This window comes from Embleya sp. NBC_00888 (genome assembly GCF_045207655.1).
GTDB lineage: Bacteria > Actinomycetota > Actinomycetes > Streptomycetales > Streptomycetaceae > Embleya.
This window is the reverse complement of the sequence record NZ_CP108785.1, coordinates 3,840,881-3,856,163: the sequence shown is the minus strand read 5'-3', so window position 1 is coordinate 3,856,163 and position 15,283 is coordinate 3,840,881. Positions and strand designations below refer to the sequence as shown.

The 15,283-nt window shown below is 71.6% G+C and carries 11 protein-coding genes and 1 pseudogene; 7 read left to right on the top strand and 5 right to left on the bottom strand.

Annotated features, from left to right (window positions below):
• Positions 1 to 107 precede the first annotated feature (107 nt).
• A complete protein-coding gene (locus OG948_RS51125; RefSeq protein WP_331771913.1) occupies positions 108 to 5,660 on the bottom strand; it encodes a carboxyl transferase domain-containing protein in 5,553 nt (1,850 codons plus the stop codon).
• A 730-nt stretch (positions 5,661 to 6,390) separates the two neighbouring features.
• Between OG948_RS51125 and OG948_RS51120 the strand changes: the two genes are divergently transcribed.
• Positions 6,391 to 6,597: a cold-shock protein gene (locus tag OG948_RS51120; protein ID WP_020554951.1), complete on the top strand. Its 207-nt coding sequence runs from the start codon at positions 6,391 to 6,393 to the stop codon at positions 6,595 to 6,597.
• 200 nt (positions 6,598 to 6,797) lie between these two features.
• Here OG948_RS51120 and OG948_RS51115 read toward each other — a convergent pair whose 3' ends face one another.
• The 3 genes from OG948_RS51115 to OG948_RS51105 form a co-directional block, all read right to left on the bottom strand.
• On the bottom strand, positions 6,798 to 8,318 hold the full coding sequence (locus OG948_RS51115; protein ID WP_331771912.1) for an MFS transporter: 1,521 nt from the start codon (positions 8,316 to 8,318) through the stop codon (positions 6,798 to 6,800).
• Complete coding sequence (locus OG948_RS51110; RefSeq protein ID WP_331773574.1) at positions 8,315 to 9,040, bottom strand: TetR/AcrR family transcriptional regulator; 726 nt, start codon at positions 9,038 to 9,040, stop codon at positions 8,315 to 8,317. The genes OG948_RS51115 and OG948_RS51110 overlap by 4 nt, the downstream gene beginning before the upstream one ends.
• Positions 9,041 to 9,148: 108 nt before the next feature.
• A complete protein-coding gene (locus tag OG948_RS51105) occupies positions 9,149 to 10,633 on the bottom strand; it encodes a HAMP domain-containing sensor histidine kinase (protein ID WP_331771911.1) in 1,485 nt (494 codons plus the stop codon).
• An 87-nt stretch (positions 10,634 to 10,720) separates the two neighbouring features.
• Between OG948_RS51105 and OG948_RS51100 the strand changes: the two are divergent.
• From OG948_RS51100 to OG948_RS51080, 5 genes and pseudogenes are all read left to right on the top strand, one after another.
• Positions 10,721 to 10,855: pseudogene (locus OG948_RS51100) on the top strand (oxidoreductase); the annotation flags it as partial.
• A gap of 13 nt (positions 10,856 to 10,868) precedes the next feature.
• Positions 10,869 to 11,336, top strand: coding sequence for an FMN-binding protein (locus OG948_RS51095; protein ID WP_331771910.1), 468 nt, complete (start codon positions 10,869 to 10,871; stop codon positions 11,334 to 11,336).
• A complete protein-coding gene (locus OG948_RS51090; protein WP_331771909.1) occupies positions 11,337 to 12,056 on the top strand; it encodes an FAD:protein FMN transferase in 720 nt (239 codons plus the stop codon). It abuts the gene before it with no gap.
• A gap of 123 nt (positions 12,057 to 12,179) precedes the next feature.
• On the top strand, positions 12,180 to 12,917 hold the full coding sequence (locus OG948_RS51085; protein WP_331773573.1) for a hypothetical protein: 738 nt from the start codon (positions 12,180 to 12,182) through the stop codon (positions 12,915 to 12,917).
• 94 nt (positions 12,918 to 13,011) lie between these two features.
• On the top strand, positions 13,012 to 13,506 hold the full coding sequence (locus OG948_RS51080; protein ID WP_331771908.1) for a DsbA family protein: 495 nt from the start codon (positions 13,012 to 13,014) through the stop codon (positions 13,504 to 13,506).
• 132 nt (positions 13,507 to 13,638) lie between these two features.
• On the opposite strand, the gene OG948_RS51075 is transcribed toward OG948_RS51080, so the two are convergent.
• On the bottom strand, positions 13,639 to 14,565 hold the full coding sequence (locus OG948_RS51075) for an SMP-30/gluconolactonase/LRE family protein (RefSeq protein WP_331771907.1): 927 nt from the start codon (positions 14,563 to 14,565) through the stop codon (positions 13,639 to 13,641).
• 252 nt (positions 14,566 to 14,817) lie between these two features.
• Here OG948_RS51075 and OG948_RS51070 point away from each other — a divergent pair, with 252 nt between their 5' ends.
• Positions 14,818 to 15,267 carry an Lrp/AsnC family transcriptional regulator gene (locus OG948_RS51070; protein ID WP_331771906.1) on the top strand — a complete coding sequence of 150 codons (450 nt, stop codon included), beginning with the start codon at positions 14,818 to 14,820 and terminating at the stop codon, positions 15,265 to 15,267.
• Positions 15,268 to 15,283: the final 16 nt, after the last annotated feature.

Sequence of the window (15,283 nt, the reverse complement as noted above, 5' to 3'; positions counted from 1 at the left end):
ACGCCGCCGGATTTCCGGCGTTTCGGGCATCGTCGCTGCTCACCGCCCCTGCGTCGGAATTTCGGAACCACCCGTACGGACGCAAGCCGCGCTGCTGCATTCAGGGGTCAGCGGCGGGTCGACTCCGGCGCGGGCGCCTCGTGCCGGGATACCCGCTGTTCGCCCTGGGCCGCCTCCGCACGGCGCTCGTCGGTCGGGTGCAGGCGGGACTCGATCGCCTCGATGATCCGCGGGCGCAACTCCGCGGCGCTGATGATCGCGTCGACGGAACCGACCTCCACCGCACGCCGAATGTCATGCACCCGGTCGAACTCCGCGGCCACCTCGCCAAGTTTTTGCGCCCGCACCGACGAGCGCAGTTCGTCGAGTTCCGCGATCAACGCGGCGCGGTCTGCACCACCGGCCGCCGCGACGAGGGCCTCCAGATCGCGCACGCGCGGATCGGCCGCCGTACGGCGGTTGACCTCGCCGGAGAACACCACCGCCGCGGCGGGCGCGCCGCCGAGGACCGAGGCGAAGGACCCTTCCAGGGCCAGCACGGTCATGTTCGGGTTGAGCGCCTTCGAGAAGACCACGAACGCGCCCCCGTGGTAGCGCGAGATCACGCAGAACACGATCGGCCCACGGAAGTTCACGATCGCCCGGCCGATCTCGGCGCCGTACTCCAGTTGCAACTTGCGCATGGATTCCGGTGATCCGTCGAACCCGGAGAGGTTGGCCAGCACCACGAGCGGCCGGTTGCCGGAGGCGGCGTTGATCGCCCGGGCGGTCTTCTTCGAGGACTGCGGGAACAGGGTGCCGGCGGTGTAGGTGTCCGGACCGTCCGTGGGCGGGAAGCCGCGTCGCGGCACCGACCGGGACTCGATGCCGATCAGACACACCGGCACGCCCCCCAGATGCACGTCCTGCACCGCCGCGGTGTCCGCGTCGGCCATGCCCGCCCAGCGCTCCAGCACCGGGTGGTCCTGGTCGGAGAGCGCGCGCATCACGGTCCGGATGTCGAACGGCTTCTTGCGGTCCGGGTTGTGCTCCGCGGAGAAGATCTCGCCGACGGTGGCGAAGTCGCTGCCGCCCATCTCGTGCCGGAAGTCGCGGACGTCGCGATCCACGGGGTCGGACGTCCGCGCCCGCCGCGGCAGTTCCTCGCCGGGTACGACGTAGGTGTGGTCGTAGTGGGCCATCAGGACGTCGCGGGCGGCGGCGAGGTCGGGTGCCCAGTACTGGGCCTGGCCGTTGGGGCCCATCACGCGGTCGTAGCCGCCGATGCCGAAGTTGTCCTCGGCGGAGACGCCGCCGGAGAAGTCCAGCGACTGCTTGCCGGTGAGCACCATCGCCGAGTCCGGGGTCATCACCAGGATGCCCCTGGTGTGCATGAGCATCGTCGCCTCGGCGTTCCAGTACGGCTGCGCGCCGACGGTGATGCCCGCGACCACGATGTTGATCTCGCCGCCGTCCTGGGTGAACGTCACGATCCGCCTGAGCGCCGCGGCCACCCAGTCCATGTTCTCGGTGCCCGAGGTCATCGAGATCCGCGCGCCCGCCGAGAGCGCGAACCACTCCAGCGGGACCCGCATGCTCTCCGCCAGGTCCAACGCGGCGATCACCCGACGGCACTCCGGCTCCGACAACGCACCCAACGCCTTCGTCGGGTCCCCGAGCAACACGACACGGGTCACCCCCTCCGGATGCCGCTCGGTGGGCGTGATGACCACCCCCGCGACGATCGCCGCGGTATTGCCGCCCCTGAGCCGGTCCACCGGGACCAGCGCACCGTGCTCGTCGAGGTCGTACTCGGCGAAGCCGCCGAGCAGGCGGACCAGTTCATACGGGTACACGGTGTTGCGACCACTCGCGCGCAGCACCTTCTGGCGGTAGTCGTCGACCGGCTCGACCGGCTCCACCGTGCGCTCGCCGACCGTGAGTTCGGTGCCGCCGGAGGCGTCGAAGGTGATCCGTACGACGATCTTGTTCAGTTCACCGGTCCCGCGGTCGCGCTGCCGCAGGATGAACAGGATCTCCTCCAGGCCGGCGCCCGCCGTGGTCGGCAGTACGCGTCCGGCGATCGTCTCCAGTTCCGCGCGGGTGATCTCGCTCGGCGGCCAGACGTAGATCACGATCCGGTTGGTATTGGTGTGTTTCGTGGTCGACCGCCGCGACCGCGCGCGGCGGATCGAGTCGAGGCAGGTGGCGAAGACGTCCTCGGCCGTCGGCAGCGCGAGCAACCTGCCGTCGTGCCCGCGTAGTTCGGTCAGGTCGCGGACCTGGGCACAGGCGACGAGCCGGTCGTCCGACGGGTTCTCCTTCGCCACGCACTGATAGAGGTAGACCTCCTCGTCCGACGACGGCAGGCGGGTGAGGTCGAACCGGCTCAGCCGTTCCAACTGCATGCGCTGCGCGATGTAGGGATGCAGACCGCGAATCAGTCGCTCCTCGGCCATCCCGGTGCCGGACGGGCGGAACGTGAAGTGGTGGTGCATCACCGCGCCCCGGCTGCCCGCGACGGTGACGGTGAGTCGACGGACCCGGTTCGGCAGCGCGTGCGTGTCCAGGACCTCGTGCAGCGCCGCCGCCATCTCCTCGGAATCCGCCGGCTGCTTCTCCCAGGCGAGATAGATGTCGGCTTCGACGGCGTCCTCGCCCGCCAGTCTCGCCAACCCGCGCAGCGCGCCGCTCAGCGCGTCGAACCGTACCGCCGCGGAGACCAGGTGTGAACTCGCACGCTCGGCGACGACGAACCTGCAGCCCGCGACCTCGGTGGTGCGCACGCCGGTCAGAGCCTTGTTGCCGTAGTACCGCCGGGTCAGCACTTCCAGCATGATCGCGTTGTCCCGGTCGTCGCGCACGAGCCGCCGGCCCAACAGCCGCACCAGCGGCTCGGTGCTGCGCACCATCGCGGCGACGCGCTCGGCGCGGTCCGGCGCGTCCGGGTGGGCGTCCAGGTGGCGCAGGTGCTTGCGAACGTCGGCGTACACGCGAGCGCGGTTGCGGCGCAGCAACGGCTGGGCGAACCAGGCGAACACCATGCCGCGCGCGAGATCGGCGACCGCCGGGAAGCGCACCTGCGTGGCGGCCACCAGCCGCTCCAGCACCAATCCGGCGGGCTCGCGCAGCGTCTCGTCCGGCGGCGGGTCGCGCAACCACGCGCGCAGCAACGTGGTCACCAGCGACGCGTCGGCGGACGCGCGTTGTTGGGCGAGGAAGATCCGGAACACCGCGGCCTCGAGCGCGGCCGAGGGCTCCGACTCGGTGACGCCGTAGTGTCCCAGTGCCTTGGCGAGCTTGGCTCGGAAGGCCTCGGGCAGCCCGGCCCGTTCGACGTCCAGGCTTTGCAGATAGGTGTGGAAGTGTTCGCGGGCGCTGTGTACGTGGCCGTCGCCGGCGCCGTCCTCGCCGGCCGGGCGGTTGCGGCTCAGTTCGGCGAGGTCGGCGAACATGTCGACGAGTTCGAGTTCCGCGGCCAACGGTCGCCCGTGGCCCTCCTCCGCGGCCGCCCGGCGCGCGACGAGGTAGTCGTCCAGGACCCGGCGTTCGTCGTGCGGATCGACGTCGAAGCCCAGAAGCAGGCCGCGCAGGTCCTCGCAGCCGCGGGTGACTCGCTCCTGCGTCGGGATGGTCGCGGGCGCGGCGGGCAGGTCCAGTTCGACGGATTCGGCGGACGAGGTGTCCTCGGCTCGGGCGTTGTCGTCGGCGAGCGGTTCCAGTCGCAGCAGCGGTGCGCCGGTGTCCACCTGGCTGCCCACGGACACGGCGCATTCCTTCAGCCGCGCCTTGAACGGCGCCCGCAGCACCGTCTCCATCTTCATGCTCTCCAGCACCAGGATCGGCGCACCCGACTCGACCTCGGCCCCGACCGCCAGCGGCGTGGCGACCACCAGCGCGGGCGCGGGCGAGCGGACCACGCCGCCCTCGTCGCGGCTGACCCGGTGGGTGACGCCGTCGACCTCGACCTGGTGGATCGGCCCGTGGGTGTCGGTGAGCAGGCGGTAGGGGGTGCCGTTGACGATGATCTGGCCGGCGTGCCGGTCGAAGCGGTCGAGCTCGAAGTCGGCGGTGCGGATGTCGTCGCCCGCTTGGATGCCGACGCGGAACCGGTGTGCGCCGACCCGAGCGACGCGTACGCGGTAGCCGACGCCGCGCAGCTTGAGGTCCAGCGGCCGGCCGCTCTCGTGCCGCACCTGCGGGCGTCCGCCGAACGCGGTCGACAACAGCCGCCGGCGCTCGACGCGTTCGTCCTCCTCGTACGCCTCGATCGCGGCGGCGGCCAGCGCGACGGCGGAGTGCCGGTGCGTGACGAGCCGGCCCTCGGCACGCACACGGTCGATCCAGCCGGTGTCGGCGCTCGCGTCGATCACCTCGGGCTGGTCGAGCAGGTCGAGTACGAAGCTCTTGTTGGTCGCGCCGCCCTCGATGATCACCGTGGTCTGCGCCATCGCCCGGCGCAGTCGGCCCAGTGCCTCGTCGCGGTCGCGGCCGTAGGCGATGATCTTGGCGATCATCGAGTCGAAGTCGGCCGGGATGGTGTCGCCCTCGCCGACGCCGGTGTCCACCCGGATGCCCGGTCCGGCGGGCAGGTTCAGTCGCGCGATGCGGCCCGGGGAGGGCGCGAAGTCGCGGTCGGGGTCCTCGGCGTTCAGCCTGGCCTCGATGGCGTGCCCGCGCTCGGCGGGCGGCTCGCCGTCGAGCCTGGCCCCGGATGCCACCCGCAGTTGCGCCTTGACCAGGTCGAACCCGGTGGTGATCTCGGTGATCGGGTGCTCGACCTGGAGGCGGGTGTTGACCTCGAGGAACGCGAAGCGTTTGTCGCCGGGGTGGTAGAGGAACTCGACGGTGGCCGCGCCGCGGTAGGCGACCGCGATGGCCAGTCGTTCGGCCGATGCCTTGAGTTCGGCCGTCTGTTCCGGGCCGAGGACCGGCGAGGCGGACTCCTCGATGACCTTCTGGTTGCGCCGTTGGATCGAGCAGTCGCGGACGCCCAGCGCCCACGCGGTGCCCTGCCCGTCGGCGATCACCTGGACCTCGACGTGCCGGGCCCCGGTGACCAGGCGCTCGAGGAAGACGATGCCACTGCCGAACGCGCGCGCGGCCTCGTGGCTGGTGCGCTCGTAGGCGTCGGTCAGCTCCGCCTCGCTCGTGACCACCCGGATGCCGCGCCCACCACCGCCCGCGGTGGCCTTGAGCATCAGCGGGTAGCCGATCTCGGCCGCCGCCGCCAGGGCGGCGTCCAGGGTCTCGACCGCGCCGCGACTCCACGGCGCGACCGGGACGCCGACCTCCTCGGCGATCAGCTTCGCGCCGATCTTGTCACCGAGCCGGCGCATCGCCTCCGCGCTCGGGCCGACGAACGCGACGCCGATCCGCTCGCACAACTCGGCGAACGCCGGGTCCTCGGCCACGAAGCCCCAACCGACCCAGGCGGCGTCCGCCCCGGTCTCCACCAGCGCCCGCTCCAGGACGGCATGGTCGAGGTACGGGCGGGCCGAGGCCGGGCCGAGATCGTAGGAGCGGTCGGCCTCGCGCACGAAGGTGGCCGCGTGGTCGACGTCGGTGTGCAGGGCGACGGTCTCGATCCGGGTCCCGGTTTCCGCGGCCAGTTCCCGGACGGCGTGGACAAGCCGCATCGCGGCCTCACCACGGTTGACGATGGCGACACGACTGAACACCCGAACGACCCTCCTGTGAACCGACGATGAGCGCGCCGCGACAGGGGGGCCCGGCGGTGACGACCTCCGTCCCGCGGCCATGGCCATATCGCAGACGGCGCACGCTACAGGTGACGGGGTGTGCCGAACGACCACCGACCGTCGCGTGCCGCGGCCCGACCGGGGCGGGCGTGGCGGTGCTCGTGGCAGGCTCCGCCGCACCCGAACCCGCACCTCGTGGCGGGTCCTCGGCACCGCCCGCCCCGATCACCCACACGACGGGTGCCCTCGGATCCGGCTCGATGATTGCCTGATTGGCCGTCATCCGTTCGGAGCAGCGTCGCTCGTCCCGGTCTTCGGTCCTCACCCTCGGCACTCACCTTCGGCCGAGCCGAGCAACCCCCCGTACGAGTGGCCGCGTTGGGGGTCGTGTCGCCCGTGGTCGACTCGTCGGTCCGGTCGGCCGCGGCCGTCGCGCGGTGTCGGGCACGTGGGCTCGGTGGCCCTCCTCCGCCGAGTCGCGCGCAGGCGCGGGCGCGTCGAGCCGACGTTTCGCCATGGTCTCGTCGCTTTCCGTGCTACCTTGATTCCAGTTGCAGTTGTGGTCCTCATGAACTTTATGTGCACCTGACGGGCGTGATCCGTGGGTGCACTTTTTGTTTGGCCGGTCATCTCCGGGTGGGCTCCTTGCGGCGAACACGGAATCGCACAACGCGCATTCCGGCAGTGCCCCCGAAAGACGGAGAATGACATGGCGACCACCGGCACCGTGAAGTGGTTCAATGCGGAAAAGGGCTTCGGCTTCATCGAGCAGGACGGCGGCGGCCCGGACGTCTTCGCCCACTACTCGAACATCGCCGCCCAGGGTTTCCGCGAGCTCCAGGAAGGCCAGAAGGTCTCCTTCGACGTGACGCAGGGCCAGAAGGGCCCGCAGGCGGAGAACATCGTTCCCGCCTGACGCCCTTCGATATCCCTGGCGGGACCCGCGCCGTGAAGGCCGCGGGTCCCGCTTTCACTTTCGCTGTCCCGACCGCGCCGCCCGCGTGCCGGTCCGCGGCGGCCACCACGGGGCACCGCATGCCACGTGTACGAGGGCGCGGTCACGCGAGGGTCGGGGGGGGTTGCCCCCACCGGTGGCATACCTGCCGGGATTCCCGTTCATCGGAGACGTTTCCGCAGGGAGACGGAGACCGCCGCCCGCCCGACTCGACGAGCAATCGCCGGGCTCGGCCCGGGATTTCGCGCCGGTCGGTCGGTGGTGCGGACACGCTCGTCGGCCGAGACCGACATGTCGCTCCTCGCACCGGGCCGGGCGCGGGGCAGGAGCAACGCCGGCAGCAGACCCAGGGCGGCGAGTCCGGCCAGGGTCAGCAGGGTGGGACCCATCGTCGGGGCGAGCGTCGCGCTCGCGGGTCCGACGTCGGACGACTTCGGCAGCATGATGCCGGCGGCGACCGCGATGCCCAGGGTCGGACCGACGTTCATCGCGGTCTGCTTGAGTCCGCCGACGACCCCGGCGTACCCGGGCGGCGCGTCGCCGACGACGGTCCCGGTGCCGGTGACCATCACGGCGGCGAACCCCGCGCCGAGCACGGCGAAGGCCGCCTCCGTGAGGATCCATGTGCTGCCGGGGCCGATCCGGGACAACGCCGCGATGCCGAGGACGACCAGCCCGACGCCGGCGGTCGCGGTGTGCCGCGCTCCGTACCGGCGCAGCGCGGCGGTGGCGACGGGTGCGCCCAGGACCATGAGCGCGGTCAGCGGAAGCACCCGCAGAGCGGTGTCGAGCGCGTCGAGCCCGAGCACGCCCTGAAAGAAGAACGTGCTCACGAACAGCGCCCCGAACATGCCGCCGCTGACGACCAGCAACAACACCATCGATGCCGTCACCGGTATGGAGCGGGCCACCGCCGAGGGCACGATGGGATGCGCGGCGCGGCGCTCGTGCACGACGAACACCACCGCGACGCCCGCGGCCACCGCGAACCCGAGCCACGTCGGCGCGGCGGTCCATCCGCGCGCCGGAACGTCGGCCGGCGTGTGCACCAGGATCGCGAGCGCGCTCGCGAGCAGGGCCGCACCGACGAGGTCGAGCCGCTGCGACCCGGTACGCGCGGGCGTCGGCACCCGCAGGGCGAGGGTGAGCGCGGCGATCACGAGCGCGACGGGGACGTTGATCCAGAACACCGCGCGCCAGCCCAGTTGTTCGACGAGCACGCCCCCGAGCAGGGGCCCGGCCGCCGCGGCGATCCCGATCGCGCCGGTACGGATGGCGACCGGCGTACCCAGGCGATCCGGCGCGTATGTCAACCTCAGCAAGGCGAGGGTGGCGGGTTGCAGCAGTGCGCCGAACACCCCCTGGACGGCCCGCAGGACGATCACCCAGCCGATGTTCGGCGCGAGCGCGATGCCGGCCGAGGCCGCGCCGAAGCCGAGCACGCCGATGAACATCAGGCGGGGGTGTCCGTACCGGTCCCCCAGGCGTCCGGCGATGACGAGCAGCCCGGCCACCGCGAGCAGGTAGCCGGTACTGGTCCATTGCACCTGCGCCACACTCGCGCCGAGGCCGCGCTGGAGGCTGGGCTGCGCCACGAGCAGGACCGTGCCGTCGAGCGCGACGATCATCGCGCCGGCCACACTGACCGTGAGGGCGAGGTGTCGCCTCGTGTTCTCGGTCATGCGGTCGCCGGGCCGAGGTGAGCGTCCAGGGCCGCCGTGACGAGCAGGTCGAGATGTCCTCGGTCGGGGCCGACTTCGGGGCCGACTTCGGGGCCGCCCGCGGATCCACCTGCGGGTCCTCCTTCGGATCCGCCGCCCGCCGACGTGGTGTCGAACGCGAGTTGCAGGCTGTCCCAGGCCCACAACTGGGCGATGCCGTGCAGGTTCGACCAGAGCGCCGCGGCTGTCATCCCCGGCGACGGCGACGGCCCGGCATGGCTCGGTGCGCCGCCGCGCCGCGCGTCCTGCTCCTGCTCCGTCCGGCATTGCGTGATGAGCCCGACGATGATCTCGAACAGCGGGAGGGTGGACTCCCGGAGCCTTGGTTGCTCCGATCCGTGTCGTTCGCTGTCCAACAGGTCGTGCCGGAACATCAGCTCGAACATGCCGCGTTGCTCCAGCGCGTACCCGACATACGCCCGTGCGAGCGCCGCCAACCGGTCGCGCGGCGACACGCCGGCGGCGATCGCGGCCTCGAACCGGGTCCTCAGGTCCGCGAAGCCGCGCCGGGCGATCGCCGAGAGCAGCGCGTGATGCGTGGCGAAGTACCTGCGCGGGGCCCCGTGCGACACCCCTGCCCGGCGAGCGATCTCCCGCAGACCCAGTGCGGCGATCCCGTCGGTCGTCACGACGTCCACGCCGACGTCGATCAGCCGTTCCCGAAGCGATTCCTCGCGTGCCATGTATGCCATAGACAGTGTCTACCACATTCGTAGACAGTGTCTACGGATGCGGGTCCCCGAAGTGCGGGTCCCCGAGGTGCGGGTCGCACGGGCGCAGGTCGTCGGGCCTCATGCCTTCCGCAGGGCGATCGGGCCCGAGGCCGACGCGGCCGGCTCGCCGACGGGGCTGCTCAGGGGCAGCCGAACCGTGAAGACCGTCGCCGCGGGGCGGCTGGTCACGTCGATGGTGCCCCCGTGCGCTCGGACCAGGGACCACGCGACCGCCAGGCCGAGGCCGCTGCCGCCGCGTTCGCGGCTGCGGGCCCGGTCGACGCGGTAGAAGCGGTCGAAGATCCGGGCCTGGTCGGCGGCCGGGATGCCGGGGCCGGAGTCGCCGACGCGTACCACGGCGGTGCCGCCCTCCACCGAGAGCGCCACGGTCACCCTCGTCCCGGCGGGAGTGTGCACGGCGGCGTTGGTCAGCAGGTTGTCCAGCACCTGCCGGATCCGCATCGGGTCGAGCCGCAGCCGCACCGGATCGGGCCCCGCCGACAGGGTCAGCGGGTGGTCGGGGCGGCCCGCGCGGAAGGCGTCCGCGGCTTGGCGCACCAGTTCCACGAGTTCCGCGTCCTCCAGCCGCAGCGGCGCCTCGACCTCACCGGCGTCCAGATGGGCGAGCAGCAGCAGGTCGTCCAGGAGCACGCTCATCCGGGCCGCTTCGGCGCGCAGACGGGCCAGATGCCGGTCCCGCTCTTCGGGCTCGTTGGCCGCCGCGTACTGGAACAGGTCCGCGTACCCGCGCACCGACATCAGCGGGGTGCGCAACTCGTGCGACGCGTCCGCGACGAAGCGCCGCAGCCGTTGTTCGACCTCGGTACGCACCGCCAGCGAGTCGTCGATGTGTTGCAGCATCGTGTTGAAGGCGGTGCGCAACTCCTCGACCTCCGGCCCGCCGTCGCTGCCGTCGGCGCGCATCGACAGTCGCGCGGCATCCGTCAGGTCGTGCGAGGTGATGCCGTGAGCGGTGCGCGCCATGTCGCCGAGCGGCATCAGGCCCCGCCGCAGCAACGCCCGGCCGAGCAGCACCAGTGCCGACAGGGCCAGGGCGAAGGTGACCGCGAGCACGGTGATCAGCCGGCGCATGGTGTCCTGGATGTCGTCCATCGGCGCGGCGCTGACCAGGATCACGCCCGGTTGCACGTGGCACGCGCGCACCAGGTAGTCGCCTTCGCCGTCGATCCGCACCGTGCGCAGCAGATGCGCGTCGTCGGACCGGCGCATCGCCTCCGCGGCGGCGGCGAAGGCGCGGGTATCGGCGGGAACATCGGCGGGCGGACGCAGCGCGACGCGGTCGCCGTCGACCTGGTAGACCGCCGTGTACCAGCGGTAGTACGGCTTGCCCTGCACGGTGCCGTGCAGCATCGCGTCCTTGGTCTGGGTGAGCTGGACCATCCGCATCTGGTCGCCGAGCTGACGCTCCAGATAGTCGCGCATGTACGCGGTCATGACCGTCCCGACGAGCGCGAAGACCGCCAGCGCCAGCACCCCCAGCCCCAGCGCGAGGCGGGTGCCCAGGCGCATTCTGCGGTACGTCTGCCGCAGCCGGCGGATCACCCGGCGACCTGCCGGACCACGTATCCCACGCCGCGCACGGTATGGATCAACGTCTCGCCGGTGTTGGCGCCGGGGGCGATCGCCGCACTGGTCCCCGACGTGTGCGACCGCGACGTGTTCGTGTGCGGCCCGCCCGGCATGACCGGCGCCGTCCTGCGCGGTCTGCGTGAACTGCGGGTGCCCACAGCGCAGATCCATGCCGAGCGCTTCAGCCTGGCCTGACCGGAGGGACGTCATGAAACGAGCATTGTTCGTCGTCGCGGTGAGCGCCGTGGGGTTGATCCCCCTGTGGCGGTTCGAGCCGTCGGCCGGCACGTCGACCGTCGTCGCCGATGCCCCGGCGCCGGCACAGGCCCCTGCGGCGGCCGGCGCTGCACCCGACCCGGCCGGCTCGGCCACGCCGGGTGCCGACGGCACGCCCCCGACCGCGGCGACCGGCGGCACGCGGGTGATCTCCGGGCCCACGATCGCCACCAAACACGGCAACGTCCAGGTGGAGATCACCTACACGGGCGACCGGATCACCTCGGCGCGCCTGCTCAAGCAGCCCGACAGCGGGCCGACCCGCAAGGCCGTGCCGCAACTCGTCCAGGAGACCCTGGTGGCGCAGAGCGCCGACGTGGACTCGGTCTCCGGGGCGACCACGACCAGCCAGGCCTACGTGAAGTCGCTGCAGGCCGCCATCGACGCGAAGGGGGCGTGAGTGCGTCGCGTCGAGCACATCATGGGTCTGCCGATCTCGGTGGCCGGCGACGCGGTGCTGCCCGGCGAGGCCGCGGACCCGGTGTTCGCGTGGCTGCGCGAGGTCGACGCCAGGTTCAGTCCGTTCCGCCCGGACAGCGAGGTCTCCCGGCTGGACCGCGGCGAGCTCACCGAGGACGAGTTGAGCGCGGACCTGACCGAGGTGCTTCGGTTGTGCGAGGACTACCGCGTCGCCAGCGGCGGCGCGTTCCGGGTGCGGCTGCCCGGGCGCGGGCTGGACCCCTGCGCGATGGTCAAGGGCTGGGCGGTGCAACGCGCGGCCGAACTGCTCGCGGTGCGCGGCGTACGCAGGTTCTGCCTCAACGCCGGGGGCGATGTCGTCACGGCGGGCGGCCCGTGGCGGATCGGCGTGCGGCATCCGACCCGGCCCGACCGGCTGTGCACCGTGCTGGAGATCGCCGACGGCGCGGTCGCCACCTCCGCGCGGTACGAGCGCGGCGACCACATCCTCGACGGCCGCACCGGCCGGCCGGCGGTCGGCCTGCTCAGCATGACGGTCGTCGCGCGGTCGCTGACCGAGGCCGACGCCACCGCCACCGCGGCGTTCGCGATGGGCGCCGACGGCATCGCGTGGGCCGCCGCCCGCGACGGCTGTGAGGTGTTCGCGATCGACGCCGAGCACCGGGTGTTCCGCACACCGGGCCTCCCGCTCGCGGGATGAGCGACCCTCGCGTCCGCGCGCGAGGGTGTCGGCTCGGTGTGGTGGACTCCCGGCCGAGGCAACGGTCGTTCCACCACACACCCGGCGGGACGACGAATCGAGAAGCGGGAGTTCGCGGTGTCGATGCATGAGATCGAGGATCTGGTGGCGGACTCGATCAGGGTCCTGGACGCCCACCACGGACCGGACGAGCCGCGCCTGCGCGAGTGGTTCGCCGTGCTGTACGGCTTCCAGGACGGGTTCGACTGCTCGTTCACCCATTTCCGGGTGATGGACATCCTGTTGCGCCGCCGGTTCAGCTACGCCTTTCCCCTCGATCGGCACCCGGACTACCCGAAGCGGCGGGACTATTTCGACGCGCTGCGCGAGTTCACCGGATTGCGGACCTACCCCGAGGACGCGGAGGAGCACGACGACTTCGACGGCTACGCCTCCTGGCTCGAGGACGGCTACGTCGATCCGCCGTTGTTGTATTGCGACGCGGGCTCGCAGTTGTGGCGGCGCATGGTGGAGTCCGGCCTGCTCGACGGCCCGGACGCGGCGGCGCCGCGGCCCGTCCCGTTGATCGACGTGGTCCGCGAGGTCGCGGTCGCCGCCGAGAAGCACGGCGACCGGGAGATGATCGCCATGTGGTACTCGCTGGGCTGCCACATGCTCCTGGACGGCCCCGTCGGCTGCCCGTCCGACGTCGAGGAGTTGGCGGAGATGCCCGCCGTCCGCGAACTGCGCGCCATCGTACGCCGCACGCACGCGCTCGCCGTCGACGTGCCGCCGGGAGACCGCCCACCGGCCGAGGTGCTCGACGGCGACGAGCTGGAATCCTGGTGGTGGACCGGCGTGTCCGCACCGGGGATGCCGTAGCGACCCGCCGACACGTTCGTTGCCGATCGTCCGGACGACCTCGCCCTTTCGAGAGCCTCCCCGGCTCTCACGGCGGGCGACGTGCCGTGACGAGGTGGATGCCGTCGACCTCGCGAACCCCGGTGTGCTCGGCGATGGCGACGGCGCGCCGGGCCGCGCCGGGCCGCCGACGACCTTCCCGGCCCCGGCCCACGCACCATCCTGCTCGTCTCGGACGGGCAGGAGACGTGCGGCGGACGCGCACCGCCTGGCGTATCTGGCCGCCGAGCACAACCTGGCCGATCCGGTCATGGAAAGCCTGTTCCACGCCTACCACACCGACGGTCGCAACATCACCGACCCGGAGGTCCTGGCGTACCTGGGCACCACGGCCGGGCTGCCCGGGTCCGATGTCCGCCGCCTGTTGCACGGTGACGCCTACACCCGGGAGGTACGAGCGGACGAGGCCCGTGCCACGGCTCTGGGCATCGCCGGCGTTCGGTCGGTGGTCATCGACGGGCGCCCCCGACCTCGGGCATCCAACCTCCGGCTCGTTCGCGCCCTGCTCGAGGATGCCATGTCGGCAACACGCGTCGAAGCCGCGGACTGACGGGCCGGGCCGCCCGGCCGGGCCCGTCAGTCCGCGGGGCGAGGGGTGTCGGCAACCCTGTGCCGACACCCCTCGCCCCGCCGCGTCGGCGGGGCGCCGACCGCCCCCACGCCGCACGTACGCACCGCCCGATCAGCGCTTCGGCAGCCGCGGGGTGCCGGTGACGGCCGCGACCAGGGAGTACAGCGAGGTGTTGGCGGCCAGAAACATCCGGTTGCGCTTGGGGCCGCCGAAGGTGATGTTGGCGACGGGCTCGGGGGTGCGGATGCGGCCGATGAGGGTGCCGTCGGGGGCATAGCAGTGCACGCCGTCGGCCATCGCGGCGACCCACAGACGGCCCTCGTCGTCGAAGCGAATGTTGTCGAACCGGCCTTCACCGGGGCGGCATTCGACGAAGACCTCGCCGTCCGAGAGCGTCCCGTCCGCACGAACGTCGAAGACGCGCACGTGGTTGGCCCGAGTGTCGGAGACGTACAGCCGCCGCTCGTCCTCGGCCAGCACCAGCCCGTTGGGTCCGGCGAACCCATCGGCGACCAGGCGTACTTCGGCGGTCACCGGGTCGATCCGGTAGACGTTGGTCGCCCCGATCTCGCTCTCCGCACGATGGCCCTCGTAGTCGCTGGTGATGCCGAAGTCGGGGTCGGAGAAGTAGATCGAGCCATCCGAGTGCACGACTGCGTCGTTGGGGCTGTTCAGCCGCTTGCCCCCGAAGCGGTCGGCCAGCACGGTGATCGAGCCGTCGTGTTCGGTACGGGTGACGCGACGGTTGCCCTGTTCACAGGTGACCAGTCGGCCCTCGCGGTCGAGGGTGTTGCCGTTGGGGTGTCCGGCCGGCGAACGGAAGACGCTGACGACACCATTGGTCTCGTCCCAGCGCAGCATGCGGTCGTTGGGGATGTCGCTCCAGATCAGGAAGCGTCCCGCGGGGAAGTACAGCGGGCCCTCCGACCAGCGGCCACCCGAATAGAGCGTCTCCAGCCGGTCGTCACCGTTCATGCATCGCCCGGTGCGGAAACGTTCGTCGATCATGTCGTAGATCGGGGTTTGTGCGTCGGACATCGTCTCGCAACTCCTCGCAACCGCTGAACATCATCCTATCGATCATCATGATTGCAGAATATGCTTCAGTTACGTCAAGGCTTCACCGAACCCGATCCATATCGGCGGGATCGTACGTACGAGCCCACGCACGCGGGCCCGGCGCCGCCCCGGTCGGTCGCGATCGCGGCCGGCCGCACGCGGTCACGGCGGCCCCGACACGGCTCGCTACCATCGAGCCCCCTCGATCGGCGCGACAACGGAGGAACCGCAATGGACGACATCGATCGGGGTCTGCTGGCGCTGCTTCAGGAGGACGCCACGCGCACGTACGCCGAACTCGGCAAGGAGGTCGGCCTGTCCGCCGGCGCCGCACACGAGCGGGTACGCAAGCTGCGGGCGACGGGCGTCATCCGCCGCACCACCGTCGACATCGACCCGGTCGCGGTGGACCTGGACGTCCTGGCCTTCGTCACCGTCGACTCGGTCGCGTGGATGGGCGACTCCGCACCGTTCTTCGCGGCCATCCCGGAGATCCAGGAGGCACATGTGATCGCCGGGACGGCCTCGATCCTCCTCAAGGTCCGTACCGGCTCCACCGCTGCGATGCAGGACGTCCTGCGCCGCGTCCACGCCATCACCGGCGTCAGCAGCACACAGGCCACGATGGTCCTCGAAACCTTCTTCGAACGCCCCATCCCCACGGGCGACACGAGCACCTGAGCAGAAGGGAGCTGCC

Bases quoted from the DNA above. Each gene is read 5' to 3' on its own strand.
- OG948_RS51110 (WP_331773574.1), bottom strand. From the start codon at position 9,040: ATGGCACGCGAGGAATCGCTTCGGGAACGGCTGATCGACGTCGGCGTG.
- OG948_RS51115 (WP_331771912.1), bottom strand. From the start codon at position 8,318: ATGACCGAGAACACGAGGCGACACCTCGCCCTCACGGTCAGTGTGGCC.
- OG948_RS51095 (WP_331771910.1), top strand. From the start codon at position 10,869: ATGAAACGAGCATTGTTCGTCGTCGCGGTGAGCGCCGTGGGGTTGATC.
- OG948_RS51120 (WP_020554951.1), top strand. From the start codon at position 6,391: ATGGCGACCACCGGCACCGTGAAGTGGTTCAATGCGGAAAAGGGCTTC.
- OG948_RS51075 (WP_331771907.1), bottom strand. From the start codon at position 14,565: ATGTCCGACGCACAAACCCCGATCTACGACATGATCGACGAACGTTTC.
- OG948_RS51070 (WP_331771906.1), top strand. From the start codon at position 14,818: ATGGACGACATCGATCGGGGTCTGCTGGCGCTGCTTCAGGAGGACGCC.
- OG948_RS51085 (WP_331773573.1), top strand. From the start codon at position 12,180: ATGCATGAGATCGAGGATCTGGTGGCGGACTCGATCAGGGTCCTGGAC.